This is a genomic window from Xenorhabdus mauleonii, from assembly GCF_900113945.1.
Classification (GTDB): Bacteria; Pseudomonadota; Gammaproteobacteria; order Enterobacterales; family Enterobacteriaceae; genus Xenorhabdus; species Xenorhabdus mauleonii.
Map to the genome: position 1 here is coordinate 152,146 of NZ_FORG01000001.1, position 15,007 is coordinate 167,152.

10 protein-coding genes are annotated in these 15,007 nt (G+C 43.2%); 2 read left to right on the forward strand and 8 right to left on the reverse strand.

The window, feature by feature from the left end:
- Positions 1-125: 125 nt before the first annotated feature.
- Together BM100_RS00675 and BM100_RS00680 are read left to right on the forward strand one after the other, a co-directional pair.
- Positions 126-1,262: a porin gene (locus tag BM100_RS00675; protein WP_092507118.1), complete on the forward strand. Its 1,137-nt coding sequence runs from the start codon at positions 126-128 to the stop codon at positions 1,260-1,262.
- 243 nt (positions 1,263-1,505) lie between these two features.
- Entirely contained in the window at positions 1,506-2,696 is a 1,191-nt protein-coding gene (locus BM100_RS00680; protein WP_092507119.1) for an amino acid aminotransferase, read from the forward strand.
- A 138-nt stretch (positions 2,697-2,834) separates the two neighbouring features.
- On the opposite strand, the gene BM100_RS00685 is transcribed toward BM100_RS00680, so the two are convergent.
- The 8 genes from BM100_RS00685 to cmoM form a co-directional block, all read right to left on the reverse strand.
- The gene (locus BM100_RS00685) at positions 2,835-3,467 is read right to left on the reverse strand and encodes an MBL fold metallo-hydrolase (RefSeq protein WP_092507120.1); all 633 of its coding nucleotides are present in this window, start codon (positions 3,465-3,467) and stop codon (positions 2,835-2,837) included.
- A gap of 109 nt (positions 3,468-3,576) precedes the next feature.
- Positions 3,577-4,125: a peptidoglycan L,D-endopeptidase MepK gene (gene mepK, locus BM100_RS00690; protein WP_092507121.1), complete on the reverse strand. Its 549-nt coding sequence runs from the start codon at positions 4,123-4,125 to the stop codon at positions 3,577-3,579.
- 410 nt (positions 4,126-4,535) lie between these two features.
- Positions 4,536-6,260: a L,D-transpeptidase gene (gene ldtD, locus BM100_RS00695; RefSeq protein WP_092507122.1), complete on the reverse strand. Its 1,725-nt coding sequence runs from the start codon at positions 6,258-6,260 to the stop codon at positions 4,536-4,538.
- A 254-nt stretch (positions 6,261-6,514) separates the two neighbouring features.
- Complete coding sequence (aphA, locus tag BM100_RS00700; RefSeq protein ID WP_092507123.1) at positions 6,515-7,228, reverse strand: acid phosphatase AphA; 714 nt, start codon at positions 7,226-7,228, stop codon at positions 6,515-6,517.
- A 392-nt stretch (positions 7,229-7,620) separates the two neighbouring features.
- Complete coding sequence (mukB, locus tag BM100_RS00705; protein ID WP_092507124.1) at positions 7,621-12,084, reverse strand: chromosome partition protein MukB; 4,464 nt, start codon at positions 12,082-12,084, stop codon at positions 7,621-7,623.
- Positions 12,081-12,806, reverse strand: coding sequence for a chromosome partition protein MukE (mukE, locus tag BM100_RS00710; protein WP_092507125.1), 726 nt, complete (start codon positions 12,804-12,806; stop codon positions 12,081-12,083). The genes mukB and mukE overlap by 4 nt, the downstream gene beginning before the upstream one ends.
- Positions 12,787-14,109, reverse strand: coding sequence for a chromosome partition protein MukF (mukF, locus tag BM100_RS00715; protein ID WP_092507126.1), 1,323 nt, complete (start codon positions 14,107-14,109; stop codon positions 12,787-12,789). The genes mukE and mukF overlap by 20 nt, the downstream gene beginning before the upstream one ends.
- Positions 14,106-14,891 (reverse strand): tRNA uridine 5-oxyacetic acid(34) methyltransferase CmoM, encoded by a 786-nt coding sequence (gene cmoM / locus BM100_RS00720; RefSeq protein ID WP_092507127.1) that lies wholly within the window; start codon positions 14,889-14,891, stop codon positions 14,106-14,108. Before cmoM ends, mukF begins: the two co-directional genes overlap by 4 nt.
- Positions 14,892-15,007: the final 116 nt, after the last annotated feature.

A 15,007-nucleotide genomic window follows, 5' to 3' on the forward strand; every position in this document is an offset into this window, starting at 1 on the left:
TTACCAATGGAACACTGTCCACCAATTAATAAGACACACGATACCCAAAAATAGTTCCAAAAATTTTTAGTGTTCTATTTCTGGCAGTGGCAGGTGTCTGAATAACACCAATGAGGGTAATAATAATGAAGCGCAATATTCTTGCAGTGGTAATCCCGGCTCTGTTGGTTGCTGGTACAGCAAACGCGGCTGAAATCTTTAACAAAGACGGCAACAAACTGGATCTGTACGGTAAAGTAGACGTTCGTCACCAGTTCGCAGACAAGAGAAGCAAAGAAGACGGTGATGACTCTTACGCACGTATCGGTGTCAAAGGTGAAACTCAGATCACTGACCAACTGACTGGTTTCGGTCGTTGGGAATACAACGTCAAAGCTAAAGGCACAGAAAAGGATGGGGCTGATAGTTCTACTCGTCTGGCTTTCGCTGGCTTGAAATTCGCTAACTACGGTTCACTGGATTACGGTCGCAACTACGGCGTAAACTACGATGTCAACGCATGGACTGACGTACTGCCAATCTTCGGTGGTGATTCCATGGCTCAGACTGATAACTTTATGACTGGTCGTTCTACTGGTCTGCTGACTTACCGTAACACCGATTTCTTTGGTCTGGTTGATGGTCTGAACTTTGCTCTGCAATATCAAGGTCAGAACAGCGATCGTACCAAAAACGGCCGTGAAACTATCCGTGCTAATGGAGACGGTTACGGCCTGTCCACTACTTATGACGTAGGCTACGGTATTACTGTTGGTGGTTCTTACGCTAACTCTGCACGCACTTCATTGCAGAAGCCTGGAGTTACTCATGTAGAAGATGGTAAAACATATGGTGTAGGCCTTGGTAAACGTGCAGAAGCATGGAACTTGGGTGCTAAATACGATGCTAACAACGTATACTTGGCAGCAATGTATGGTGAAACCCGCAACATGACTCGCTTCTCTCCAGCTGAGCGGACAAGCGATCTCATTGCTAACAAAACCCAAAACATCGAACTGACTGCACAATACCTGTTCAGTGACTTAGGCCTGAAACCATCTTTGGCTTACGTTCAGTCTAAAGGTAAAGATCTGGGTGAAGTTAAAGGCAAAGGCGTTTACAATGCAGATCTGGTTAAATACGTTTCTGTAGGTACTTACTACTACTTTAACAAAAACCTGTCCACTTACGTTGATTACAAAATCAACCTGCTGAAGAAAGACAACGAACTGGGCCTGAACGCTCGCAACGTATTCGGTGTTGGTCTGACTTATCAGTTCTAATCACTGCTGATAAACAATTTAGCTCTTTGCTAAATAGGTTTATCTCAGAAAAAGCAGCGCTCCGGCGCTGCTTTTTGCATTTTACCTCTCTGTTTTTTCAGGCTCTTTTTCTCACTCCGTAAACTACTTCACAAGATTTTATTCTTTTTGCTACAAGTAGTTGGCAAATGAGTTCCTTAGCGTTACCCTGAGCGGCGTATAACTTATTTTGGGCTTAACTCTCCGAGTCTTGGAATCAAAAAAATGTTTGAGAAAATTATAGCAGCGCCTGCCGATCCTATTCTTGGTTTAGCTGATAGCTTTAAAGCTGACCCTCGTGAAAATAAAATCAACTTGGGTATCGGCGTCTACAAAGACGAAACAGGTAAAACCCCTGTTCTGACCACCGTTAAAAAAGCAGAAAAATTCCTGTTGGAAAACGAAACCACCAAAACTTATTTGGCAATTAGTGGATTACCTGAATTTGGCCGCGTTACTCAAGAACTGCTATTTGGACCAACCAGCCCTGTCGTCACTAATAAGCGTGCCCGTACTGTACAAAGCCCAGGCGGAACCGGTGCTCTGCGCATTGCCGCCGATTTTATCGCTAAACAGACCAATGCAAAACGTGTCTGGATCAGCACTCCAACTTGGCCAAACCATAAAGGTGTTTTCGCCAGCGCTGGGTTAGAAATCCGCGAATACAATTATTACGATGCAGAAAAGCATGCCCTGAACTTTGATAGTATGTTGGCGAGCCTGTCTGAAGCACAAGCAGGCGATATCATTCTGCTGCACGGTTGCTGTCATAACCCTACCGGTATCGATCCAACACCTGAGCAATGGCAGAAACTGGCTGACTTATCCGCTGCTAATGGTTGGTTGCCTGTATTTGATTTTGCTTACCAAGGTTTTGCCAAAGGATTGGATGAAGATGCAGAAGGCCTGCGCATTTTTGCCAAGAACCACAATGAATTGATCGTTGCCAGCTCTTATTCCAAAAACTTCGGCCTGTACAATGAGCGTGTTGGTGCTTGCACTATCGTTGCAGCAGACAGCGATACCGCAGAAAAAGCGTTCAGCCAAGCAAAATCCATTGTTCGTACCAATTACTCCAACCCACCAGCACACGGTGCTTCCGTTGTTACGACTATCCTGTCCAATGACGATCTGAAAGCAGAATGGATTCAAGAATTGGCGACAATGCGTGAGCGTATCCAACGTATGCGCCAGCTGTTTGTAAACACCTTACAAGAAAAAGGTGCAAAACAAGATTTCAGCTTCATTACTTCTCAGAATGGAATGTTCTCGTTCAGCGGTTTGACTAAAGAACAAGTTGAGCGCCTGCGTGAAGAGTTTGGTATTTATGCCGTCAGCTCTGGTCGCATCAACGTGGCAGGTTTAACACTAGAGAACATGGTTCCTCTATGTGAAGCTATCGTTGCTGTACTCTGATTTATCTGAGCAATAAGTTTTTATGCCAAAAAAAGCCGCTTTCCAGCGGCTTTTATACCTTACGATATTCCTTGCTTATACTATTTTCTGCTTGTATACCCTGCTTGCTTAGTACCTTGCGCAAGAAAAAAATGCCTATTAATCCTGCAAAAAAGGGTTAGTCTTTCGTTCATGACCCAATGTTGACATTGGCCCGTGACCGGGGATGAACTGATAATCATCTCCCAACGGCAGTACTTTTTCCTTGATGGAATGAATCAATTCATCATAATTTCCGCCGGGGAAATCAGTACGTCCAATACTCCCTTTAAACAGTACATCTCCCATTGAGATTAACTTTTCAGCATGGTTAGCGAGAATAATGTGCCCCGGTGTATGCCCCGGGCAATGTAAGACCGATAATTCAATATTACCAACTTGCAGTGTATCTCCCTCATCCAACCAACGATCTGGAGTAAAGGATGGGCAAGGTTCAACTCCAAACATCTGACATTGAATTTCCAGCCCCTCTATCCAAAAAGCATCACCCTTATGCGGCCCATAAACGGGCACATCAAAATATTTGGATACTTCGACAGTAGCACCAACATGATCGTAGTGACCGTGGGTCAACAGAATTTGAGTGAGTTTCAGCCCTCGACGCTCAATTTCAGCAATAAGTTGCTCAGCATTGCCACCAGGGTCAACAATCGCAGCGTTTTGAGTTTCTTCGCACCAAATCAAAGTACAATTCTGCATCGCCATCGTGACGGGGATAATGTGGTATTTCATTATATTTTTGGACTCCACAATCAAGACTAATTGTTAAGTATATACCCAATGGCTTTCAAGTTGCAGCACGTCCTGCAAAGCAGCAGTTTGAAAAATGATGGATATAAAATTACCACGTCCTGACTGGGCCTGTATCAATATGAATAAAATTACTCTTTGGATAGAAGCCTACTCCTCCTGCCCGCATTTTCAGTGCAGCCTTACGAATATGTGCAAGTTGAATGCCATCAATATGAAAATCCATCGCTTGCCCACGAGTATGGTAGCTCTGTTTTGCAACCCCACTACCGGATCGACGCAACATATTATTTGTCGTCAATGAACGATAGCCTGATAATAATTGAACAGGTTTGTTTATCCCCATCATCATTTGTAATAAATAAATTTGATCAAACAATTTGGGGTCGATAGTCTTGATTTTATTTTGACGGAAGTCGCGAAATAAATAATTCAGACGATCTAATTCTGACTTGTTATAACGTCGACCATCGAAGAATTCAGCTTTGAGCGTTTCTCCTGTATGCAAATTATTAAGACGTAAAATTCTCGGACGTGGCGTTGTCAATGCAGCCAACGCGTGATGAGGTAATAAGCTTAACCCCAACGCAGCCACACCTACGCCGAGCCACTTTCGGCGATTGTGGTCAATATCATTCATGGATAATGTGCCCTGCTATTCTATGATGTATTAATATTTTATAAAACTACATTAATATAATGCCTAATCGACTAATAAGACATCAACAAACAAAAAGTAGTTTCAATTATTTTTGTATATTACTGTAAACTCACCAAGTAATAATTGTGATCAATGTAACATAACTAAAGTTATATTAAATATAGATGAAAAATAAATGATGATATGTTTCTTGAAGGTGATTCCACTCTGATTGATAAAACCTGACAAAATAGAAGAGAAAAAAGCGTTCCTCAGGAGAGATAATAAGAGGAAAAAAACATTGAAAAAAGAATTAGTAATGAAAAAATAAAGGTGAAGAAAATTTCCTTTTCTTCACCTTTATAATATCGATATTAATGCCAAGTTTACATCCTCATAAAGAATAAGGATTATGAAGATGCCAAATCATTTTCAGCTTCCAAAACCTTGGAAAAAAGCGCCGATTTTTGCCTGGCATTTATATCATAATCATAAATATCAGCGCGATATTGCGGTGTTCCCTTATCATCAATCCAAGCCGTTTGATAATAGAGGAAAACAGGAATTTTATTAGGAATATTGACATATTTCGTTGCCCAGGTTTTCAACGAACTACTGACTTTGCTTTTATTCCAGCCAGCGTCTCCCAATAGCATATTAGCCAGCTCAGGAGCTTTATTAACACGTACACAACCTGAACTGACAGCTCTCATTTCCCGTCCGAAGGAAGCTTGATTTGGCGTGTCATGCAAATAAATCGCTTCTGAATTTGGCATGTTAAATTTGAATCGCCCCAATGAATTAGTTGGGCCTGGAGCCTGACGTATACGATAAGGAAAGCTACTTGGTGTTACTACATTCCAATTAATTGACAAAGGATCAATAACTTTAGCATCATTGCTCCAGCCAGAAAAAACGGTATAACCCCGCGTGCGGAAATAACTCGGATCACGCATAGCTCTTGGCGCAATATCTTTTCTGGTCATGCTGGTTGGCACATTCCAGGGTGGATTAATCACCACATTATTTAATTCACTGCTCATAATTGGTGTTTTACGGCTAGGACGCCCGACAACAACTTTAGAACTTAATGCTTCTTTTCCATTTAAATAATAAATCAGTGAATAGTCAGGTATATTAACTAAAATACCCGTAGGAATATCACCGGGAATAATCCGCAATCGCTGTATATTTAAAGCCATTATACGAGCACGGGTTTGCGGTGTTGTATTTAACCACGTCTTAGTCGACTGACCGATAACACCATCTGCCGCTAAGCCATGTAAAGCCTGAAAACGTTTCACAGCAGCGACTAATTCTTTGCCATATACTTTACTGTCAGCTTTGGTGGCAGACAGATCTAATACCCCAGAACGAACCAATATTTTTCTTAATGCACTAACGCTTTCACTACTTTGTCCTGGCCTGAGTGTACCTTTGAACGAAAAGTCCTCCCAAGGCTGTTTATCAGCCAATTGCCCTAACATTTCTTTACGCATGCCTTCATACATAGGATGATTGGGTGATAAGGATGTAATATAAGAAAGAATATTATTGTTAATATGCTGTTGCCATTTATCAATTAAACTGGAAGGAGGTAAATCAATCTTATAGGGGGTCTTACTGTATAACCATGAATCTCCTTTTTTCTTAACATCATTGATAAAATGCAAATAACCTAACATGGCATCTGATAAAATAATATCACGCCCCATATTACTTAGTTCAGGGGAATTTAATTGCACCACCCATTTTTCAAATTGGGGTTGAAAACCAGCTAATGCTATTTCAATCAATTGATTTTCGAATTTATCAATTGCATTTTTATCCTGCCATAATGGTTGCATTTTATTAGCAGAATATAATGTTATCAAACGATCAAAAAATATCGGTTTTACTTGTTGAGGAAGGAAATTCTGTAACTTTTTTCGATTTTCATCAATAGTGCTCATTGAAGATATAGGAGTATTCTTATCCGATAAAATAACGGTATCTTCTTGTTTTTGCCCTCCTGATAATTGTTGAGCTTCATTTGAAACTGTTCCATTTTGTTGATTTGCAAAGGCTACCTCTGATAGCGCCAATGCGCTCCAGATAAAAGAAACTTTCAGTAATCTGACCGTGTTCTTCGTCATAAGAGTTCACCTCACCTTATTATGTATGCGCTATCCAATGACTCATTTTAATTATCAACAGACTTATTTTATCAGAAAAGAATAGTTATAATTATATACATATTTCCTTAGTAAGATAAGGCTCCATGCCATCATACTCAATCACATGGTTAAAAAGAAAATGTTCACTATAATAAATTACATAGCTCTGTTTTTAAAAAAGAAAAAGGCACTTTTCGTGCCTTAATCGGAGTAAGTTTTATAGCAATTTAAGATTAATACTCAGATTTAATGACCACTTCTTCTCCAAATCTACCTGCTTTAGGTAAAGGTTGATAAGAAGAGTTGGATGCTCTTAGAATACGTATGCCGCGGATATTTAGCTCGCGTGCCGCAGCAATATCAGCATCTGCGTCGCCATAGTAGATTTTCAATTTTTGATTTTTCATCCAGCTGACTTTTTCATTTTTGTTCGGGTCATCCCCTGCAAAAATGACGCTATGCATCTTATCAGCCGGGATATGTAAACTTTCTTGTAAGTACTGGGTAACAGCCTCTGTTTTTGTTTTTGCGCGTCCTGTAATGAAATAAACATTGTCACCGCGTTTCAAATGCATCTGGACTAATTCAATACCAACTTGTTTCGGCAAGCTGAATTTATCCCATCCATTATTCATTTTCTCCCAGAACTTAGGGTTTTTCAGATAGCTTTGATCATTAGGTGAATACTCTTGTTTTCCGCGATAAAATCCTGGGCTGGAAAACAAAACTGTATCATCAATATCAAATCCAACAGCCATTGGTGGTTGGCCTTTCAAACTTTCTTCAATCTGCTCTACCGACACCCAATGTATAGACTGACGCTGGGCTAAATCTGCTACAGTAACTCCTGGGCTAGTTGATTCAGGTATAAACATTTTTGCCTGTGCCGCACCATTCAAACCAAAGGCAAGCACAATCGCACTGAGTGTTAATGTTACTTTACGCATTGTTATTCCATTCCATATCAATCATAACGGAACGAAATAATAAACATTATCATGAAATCAAAATGAGACAAACCGCACAATTGCTAAAGGTTAATATTCAAAATTAATATAGATAATTAACTTATTATCAATAAAGATATAATTTTCCATTTTTATATAATCAAACTATTCCCATGAAGGAATATATTTCCTGATTAAATAGAGGTTCTTAGCTTATCTACAATAGATTTTGAGTTGTATCGAGATGGCAAGGGAATGACAAAACTGTTTTGCATGAAATCAGAAAAATTGGGGGAATATAAACAATTGCCCGGAAAAATCACATTCATTGAAAGAGGCCATATTATAAATATAGCCTCTTGTTGCAATAGAAATTTTACCCAAAGAGGAAATTATTCTTCCAATATCGGTTGTGCCAGTACCCGTGGTTGTTCAGAAGCAGGAGCATCCTGCCCAAAGCCACGCAAACCAACAACATGCACATGTTCCTGATTATTGAAAATTTTACGCACCAACTTATAGGTTGTGCCTTTCTCTGGACTGATGTTTTCTGGGGCAGCGATAATTAACTGCATTTGTAAGCGTTCACACAGTTCAAACAGCGTTGCGATTGATTTCGCATCCAGACGAGCAGCTTCATCAAGGAACAGCAAACGGCATGGTGAAATATCTTTACCACGCAGACGACGCGATTCCTCTTCCCAGCTCTGTATGACCATAACCAAGATGGACATCCCCGTACCAATCGCTTCCCCGGTAGACAATGCCCCACTTTCCGCTTTCAGCCAACCATCCGAACCGCGGTTAACTTCAACGTCCAGTTCAAGGTAATTACGGTAATCCAACAGCTCTTCGCCAATGGTTTGCGGCAAACGCTGTCCCATATCAATCTGTGGATTCAGGCGCTGATAAAGTTTTGCCATCGCTTCGGAGAAGGTCAAGCGCTGGCTGTTAAACAGATCTTGATGCTGTTCTTGCTGCTCAGAAAGCACATCCAGCAAGAGCGCATGACTTTCACGCACATTCACATTCAGGCGCACACCGCCAACCTGTCCGAATGAAACAGCCTGCAAGCCCTGATTCAACATGCGAATGCGGTTTTGTTCACGTTGGATAGTCTTACGAATGATATTGGCCACACTCTTGGAGCTAATCGCCAATTTTTGTTCACGAGCTGTCAGTTCTTCGGTCAAACGCGCCAGTTCAATTTCCATTTGTTCAATGGCATCAACCGGATCATCCGTACGAATTATATCCTGGCGGATGCGCTCACGCAGATGTTGGTAAACTGCAACGAAGAATTGGATCTTACGCTCAGGACGTTTCGGATCTTCAGATAAACGCAAGGCATCACGCAGGTGTTCGTTGTCAGAGACGGCCAGACGCAATGCCCCCAGCGCCTTATCCGACATTGAACGCAAATCATCGCCATCTATATAAGCCAATTCACGGCGATGCAGGCGGCGTTCAACACCATTGTCTTTGACCATCCGCATCACCGCACACCAGCCCGCTTTCGAAGAAACGACTTGTTCACGTTTTTGGTAGTAGTCACGCTCAGATTTACGCAATTTCTTCTGCAGGTTTTCCATTTCTGCTTCACAAAATGCGATCTGCTTCTCGAGTTGGTTGATGCGAGAACGATTAGCACTAACCGCCGCGTGAAGTTGATCGCGACGTTCACGGGCCCGGCTTTCTGCATTTGCATCAGCCTGAACACCAATGTCTTGCATCTCCTGCTCAAGCTCTTTCAACATATCCTGCTTAGTGTCATAAGAGCTTTTCAAAGATGCCAGTACTTGATTAAACTGCGCATACTGTGCTTGGTGCTGGCGCAATTGCTCACGTGCTCGGCTGCGATCTGATTCGGCATGTTCAAGGCGCTGACGCAATTTATCGTTCAGATCCGCATTTTCACTGAGCATCCCAGCCGAATCGCTGTAGCTGAAATGCGCGCGGCGTTGCACGATTTCAGTCAAGGCAAAAGCTTGTTGTTTTGCTTTATTCTGCGTGTGCTTCGCTGTTTCATAATCTTTCTGCAACTGTTCATGCTGCTGTGGATCGTTTTGCAACACGGAAACCAGCGGCTCTAATTTTGCCAATGCATTTCCATGTTGTTGCAAGAACCGAGCTGCATCTTGCGCTTCTTCCATCTCTTCACGAACGGTTTCCACGCGATCAAGCAAAGTTTCATCCAACAAAATTGTAATTTGCGGGATCAAGCGATTTAATGCCGATAGACTCTCTTTCACTTGCACCAACTTTTGCTGGTGCTGTTGAGTCTGTGTTTCAAATTGAGATAGTTCGCGCTCCAGCTCGGTACGGCGTTGATTCAGGCTGCGAATTTCTGCTTCTGGATCATCATCAAATGCCACAGACAGATGCTTGCCCACAAAACGGCTGAAAGATTGATGTGCACGCTGGATTTTCTGAACATCGAATGACAGTGTCGCATAACGCTCAGCCAGCGTATCACGCTCAAGACTGAGTGCCTCAAGACGGTTTTCTCTTGCTGCCCGTCCAAATAATGGCACTTCGGGATAACGGGAATAACGCCACTGACGATCAGACGATTTGACTAAAACTGCATTATCCTGCTCTTCAAAATGGAATACGCTGTCGTCGAAGGATTGCGGATCACCCTCAATCAAATAGAGATCTTCCGGGCAATCTTCCAAAGATTCCAAATGCTGGCGCACCGATGAAAGGTCAGGAACGACGATCGCATGGCGTGCGGGGCCATAAAGTGCAGAAAAATAAGGCGCATCATCAATAGTAATGTCATCGTAAATTTCTGACAGCAAAACACCGCCGAAGCGTTCTGCAAGTGCAAGCAATCGGCTGTCTTCTGCGCCACTTGGTTGACTTAATCGTTCAATTTGCTTTTCCAGTTCACGTTTCTGTGCCGCGATATCATCACGTTCAACAGTAATTTCGCGCTCTTGTTCCAGCAATTGCTGCATGTATTCAGTGACATCATGACCGCTTTCGAACGATTCATTGCTTTGGTCACAAAGCTGGCTAAGGGTTTCTTGTGCCGCCAGCCACATAGGTGCACGCGCTGTCAGCCCATGAATTCTTTGTTTGAGCTGTTCAAGCTCCTGACGCATTTGAATGCGGCGTTCGCCACTTTCATTGGCATTCAGGCTCAACTCTTCCTGATGAGCGTCCAATTCACCCTGTAATGCCTCTAAATCTTCCGCCTGATATTGTTGATTATGGCGCTTACAAAACTCTTGCAGTAAACGTTCGGCGTTTTGCTGGCTGTTCAACCGTTGTTCCAGTTCAGCCAACTGAATCCGCAAAGGTTGAACCCGATCAGCCAAATGGCGCTGCGATGACCATTCACGCAGGGCTTCACGCGCAGCCTGCCACGCTTCGCTACGACTGACTTCACCAACAATGTTTTTTACCAGTTGGTATGCCTGTTCAAACTGAGAGTGGGCTGCATCGGCAACACTTAATTTTTGCTCCAGCGTCAGTAAGATTTCTGTCGCCTGTTGCGCTTGTGCCTGATAGGTTTCCTGCCATTCGTCAGCATTGTCTATCGATAAATCCGGAAGCTGGCAAAGTTCACGAGCTCGCTCCAATGCTTGCAGTGCTTGCTGATACTGGATAGCGCGGGTTTGCTGAACATCCAAGGCTTGCTGGTAATCTGCAAGCTGGCTTTTCAGTTCATCAACTTCTTGTTCTGCCGCTTCAGATACAGCTTCATATTCTGCTTGAAGTTCTTTGGCCTCTTCGACGACTTCACTCTGCTCTTCCAACCGGTATGTCAGTTCTTCAATATCGGATTGGTAACGATCTATTTTTTCCTGCTGGCGCATCGCTGTCTGAACCAGATTCAGGTGATCGCTGGCAGCCTGATAATCCATTTCCAGATCAGAAGATGTCCCACTTTGTTCCGACAGTTCCCTCGCCATTTCGACATGACGATATTGTTCAGCAACCAGTTGGCGGCGGCTGCCAAATAATTCACTGCGCAAAGCCAATGCTTCATCCAAATGGACACGCCGCTCGTTGGCATGGCGCATATAGTCAGCCGAAACATACGCCGTTGCTTCTGTAATCAGATGCTTGAAAAGATCACGATCAGATTGCGTAACGCGAATAGCTTCCAGTGTGATGCGGTTTTCACGTAAGGCAGCTTCCATATCCTGGAACGCTTTTCTAACTCCGCTGTTTTCTGGCAATAGGTAATCACGCAATGAGCGGGTAATTGCACTGGAAATACCACCGTATAGCGAGGCTTCTATCAAACGGTAAAACTTGCTGCGATCACTGGCTGAACGCAAACGTTTAGGAATCACTCCCAAATCAAACATCAAAGAGTGGTAATCCGTAATAGAATTAAATTGCTTGAACTGAACGCCTTCCATGTCATCAAGGCGCTCTTTCAATTCATTCAATGGCAGAACCCGCGCCTGACGTTCGTTAATATTCTCAGTCAATAGTTGAGTAGGCTGAAAAGATGCAGGTACGCCCTGAATCATAAATGGCTTGATATCGACTTTACGATCACGGCCAGCGATCTGCTGTAAACGAACCCCTACAATAATCCGCTGATGGCGGGAGTTAACAACATCCAGTGTGGAATAACAGACACCCGCACGCAATTTACCGTGCAAACCTTTATCACGGGAGCCGCTGGTTGCGCCTGCCTCAGTGGTATTACGGAAGTGAAGTAACGTCAAATCAGGGATCAATGCGGTGATGAAACCAGCCATTGTTGTTGATTTACCCGCACCATTACCGCCGGATAAAGTTGTCACAAGCTCGTCAAGATCAAACGTTCTGGCAAAAAAGCCGTTCCAGTTAACTAACGTCAGTGAGCGAAATTTACCGCGTTCAATCATGGCTGCTCATCCTCCGCACCATCTGTTGAATACTCTGATGCTTCTTCATGTTCATTGTTGTTTCTTTGCGCTGATTCCCCTTCCAACGGCATTGCCTCACCATCACGGATCATCCGCAATTGGGCTTCGCGTGGGTTATCACCGCTGCGTACATCTGCACCAAATCGGAATACCGATTCAGTGATCGTAAATTTATTGCTGTCATTTTGCAGGAAATAAACCATTCCTAAACGACGCAGGCGGTTTAAGGAAGTGCGCATTTTTTCCTGTAATTTTTGTTTATCCAGATCAGAACCGGTCGCACGCTGATTCATCACTTTCATCAGCTTATTTTCATCAGCCAATGACAGCAATTCCTCGTACAATTCCTGCGAAGTAAATATGCCTTGGTTGGATAAACGCTCTGGGCTGAGATAGAGGTAACACAAGATCTTGCCTATCATCATGTCCAGTTCAGACAAAACAGATCGTGGGATCAGTGTCGTTGAACGAGGACGCAGATAGAAAAAACCTTCTGGTGCACGGATTAACTCGACGTTATAACGCGCATAAAACATTTCCAATTCTTCCTGAAAATCCATCAGAAAAGCATGATTATCGAGATCATCCATGCTGATATGACGCCCGGAACGCAGCTGGCTGTCTAATTCAGGGAAAAGTGTGTTGGATAATGCCTGAGCCAGCTTTACTGGCATAAGTTGTTCAATATGTGTCGATGACATGTGCCTGCACCTTGGCTCCGTAATCATTAATCGCTAACCATTCCGCTGGCAACCCAGAGAAATCTGCTTCTGCAACTCCCAACCTTACGGCCTGATCCACTAATATGCGCGCCACGTCAAAATGACGCTTGCGTGGATATTGAATAAGGTAATCGCGCATGACAGCACCCAGATCCAGAGGAAGTTTTGTCTGTTGGTAAACCGCCAATGCCTGTTCCACCATTTCAGCCAACTGTTCGTTGATTTCACTGAATTCTTCGTATTCCATTTCTGGCGGTAATTCTCCCATTACCTCTTCATTACGTAAGGTCAGTTCTTCATCACGCATATCCAGCAGACGTTCTGCATTGGCAACAGTCAGCGCCCACGGGTTGTCAAAATAGTGTTGGATGGATTGGCGAAGGCGCTGGGCAAAAATTCGGTTTTTATCCATATCAATGGCGGTTCGGATAAATTTATGCACATGGCGATCATAACCTATCCACAAATCAATGGACTGCTGACCCCAGCTAATAATGCGATCAAGTTTGTTTTGTAAGTCAAAAACCAATTTATCAACCAGCTCAGAGCCGCCAACATCCATATTGGCATCCTGAATACGCAGTAGATTGGCTTGTAATTTGTCGCCTGCGGCTTCTAATGTGTCTTGCAGTTCCCGCAACGTACCGGAGGTTTCAGACAGTAATTGTTCACAGTTGGCAATGGCAGCCTGCCAATCCTGATTGAGCAGCTCAGCGATATCTTCTTTTACGCTGCTTTGCTGTTCATCCATCACTCGCTGGGACATATCAATGCTGTCAAAAATTTCAGCAACAGAGTATTTGAGCGGTGCAAAAACATTACGATGCCAATGGAGTTCATCTCCACCCTCTTCGGCCGCTTCGGCTGCTCGATGCAATTCGTTGGCAACAATAGATAGCTGCATGGAAAGGCGCAACGTGGAGAATTCACGCTGACGAATGTAATAATCGCTGATGCCAATTCCCAATGGGGTCAGGCGATAGATAGCGTTGCCATCTGCCAGTTCGCTGGTAAAACGGTTGAACAGCTTCTGACGAACCATATCATTAATGGCGTTATTCGCCCTGACGGATACCGCTTCAGAAGTCTGTTCAAAACCTTTGCATACTTCACGGAAAGCATCCACCAGCTCTCCTTCACTCATTTCACCATCAAGCCGCTCACCGTTCAGGACAGCGATTGCCAGTAAAAACGCCAACCGTTCAGGCGGCAAAGAAATTGAAAAATCATTTTTTCTGGCCCAGGACACAAGTTCAGGAACAGTCTGGGAATATTCACTCATAATTCGCTCTTTAAGGTAGGCTTGCGTGCTATCACATGAATATAACGCCCTAGGCTGATATAGGGTTCTTGTCGGCAATAACGCTGTTCAAGTTCAAGCAACGCGGGAAAATCTGAGTTTTGTAATTGACGGCTTTGGAGATAATCGTGAAAAACTCTCACTCCTGTTTTGCCCGTTATTTCCATGTTGAGTTCAGTCAGCCATTGATACACTTGTTCCGGCACTAATGGATTCTGTGGTGACAGAGAACGTTTTCGACGGCGCTGTATATTGGGCGTTGCCAAATGGAAATTACCTAATATGGCATTACGCATGACCAAGCCATTAGCATTATAAAACATTAATGAGAGCGTACCACCGGGCGTGATTATATTCTCCAATATTTCTATTGCATCTTTTTGGTCTGTAATCCATTCCAAGACAGCATGAAATAGGATTAAATCGACAGGTTGTTCAATATGATGGTGAATTTCCTGCACTGAGCTTTGGATAAATTGCATCTGATGGAGAACACCCCGCTCTTCAGCGTTGAGTTTCGCCCTTTGGATCATCTCTTCAGAGAGGTCACAAAGTATCACCTGATGACCTAATTCAGCCAATTGGCAAGCCATATTCCCTTCACCGCCACCCGCATCTAAAATGCGCAAGGGGCGTTGAGGCAAATGATTCAGCGATTCGTTAATATCCTGCCAGACAACGGCCTGCCTGATTTTACCTTTGGTTGTGCCGTAAATATTACGCGAAAATTTGTCTGCAATATCATCGAAATTGCGATCCCGCATGAAAAACTGCCTCACTTTATAAGCTAAGTTTGATTTGTCTATTGAGTAGTTATGTTATCTACTGATATTTTTGCTACTGTTATTTTGGCACAGTAATCGTTTAATTAACTACTTTT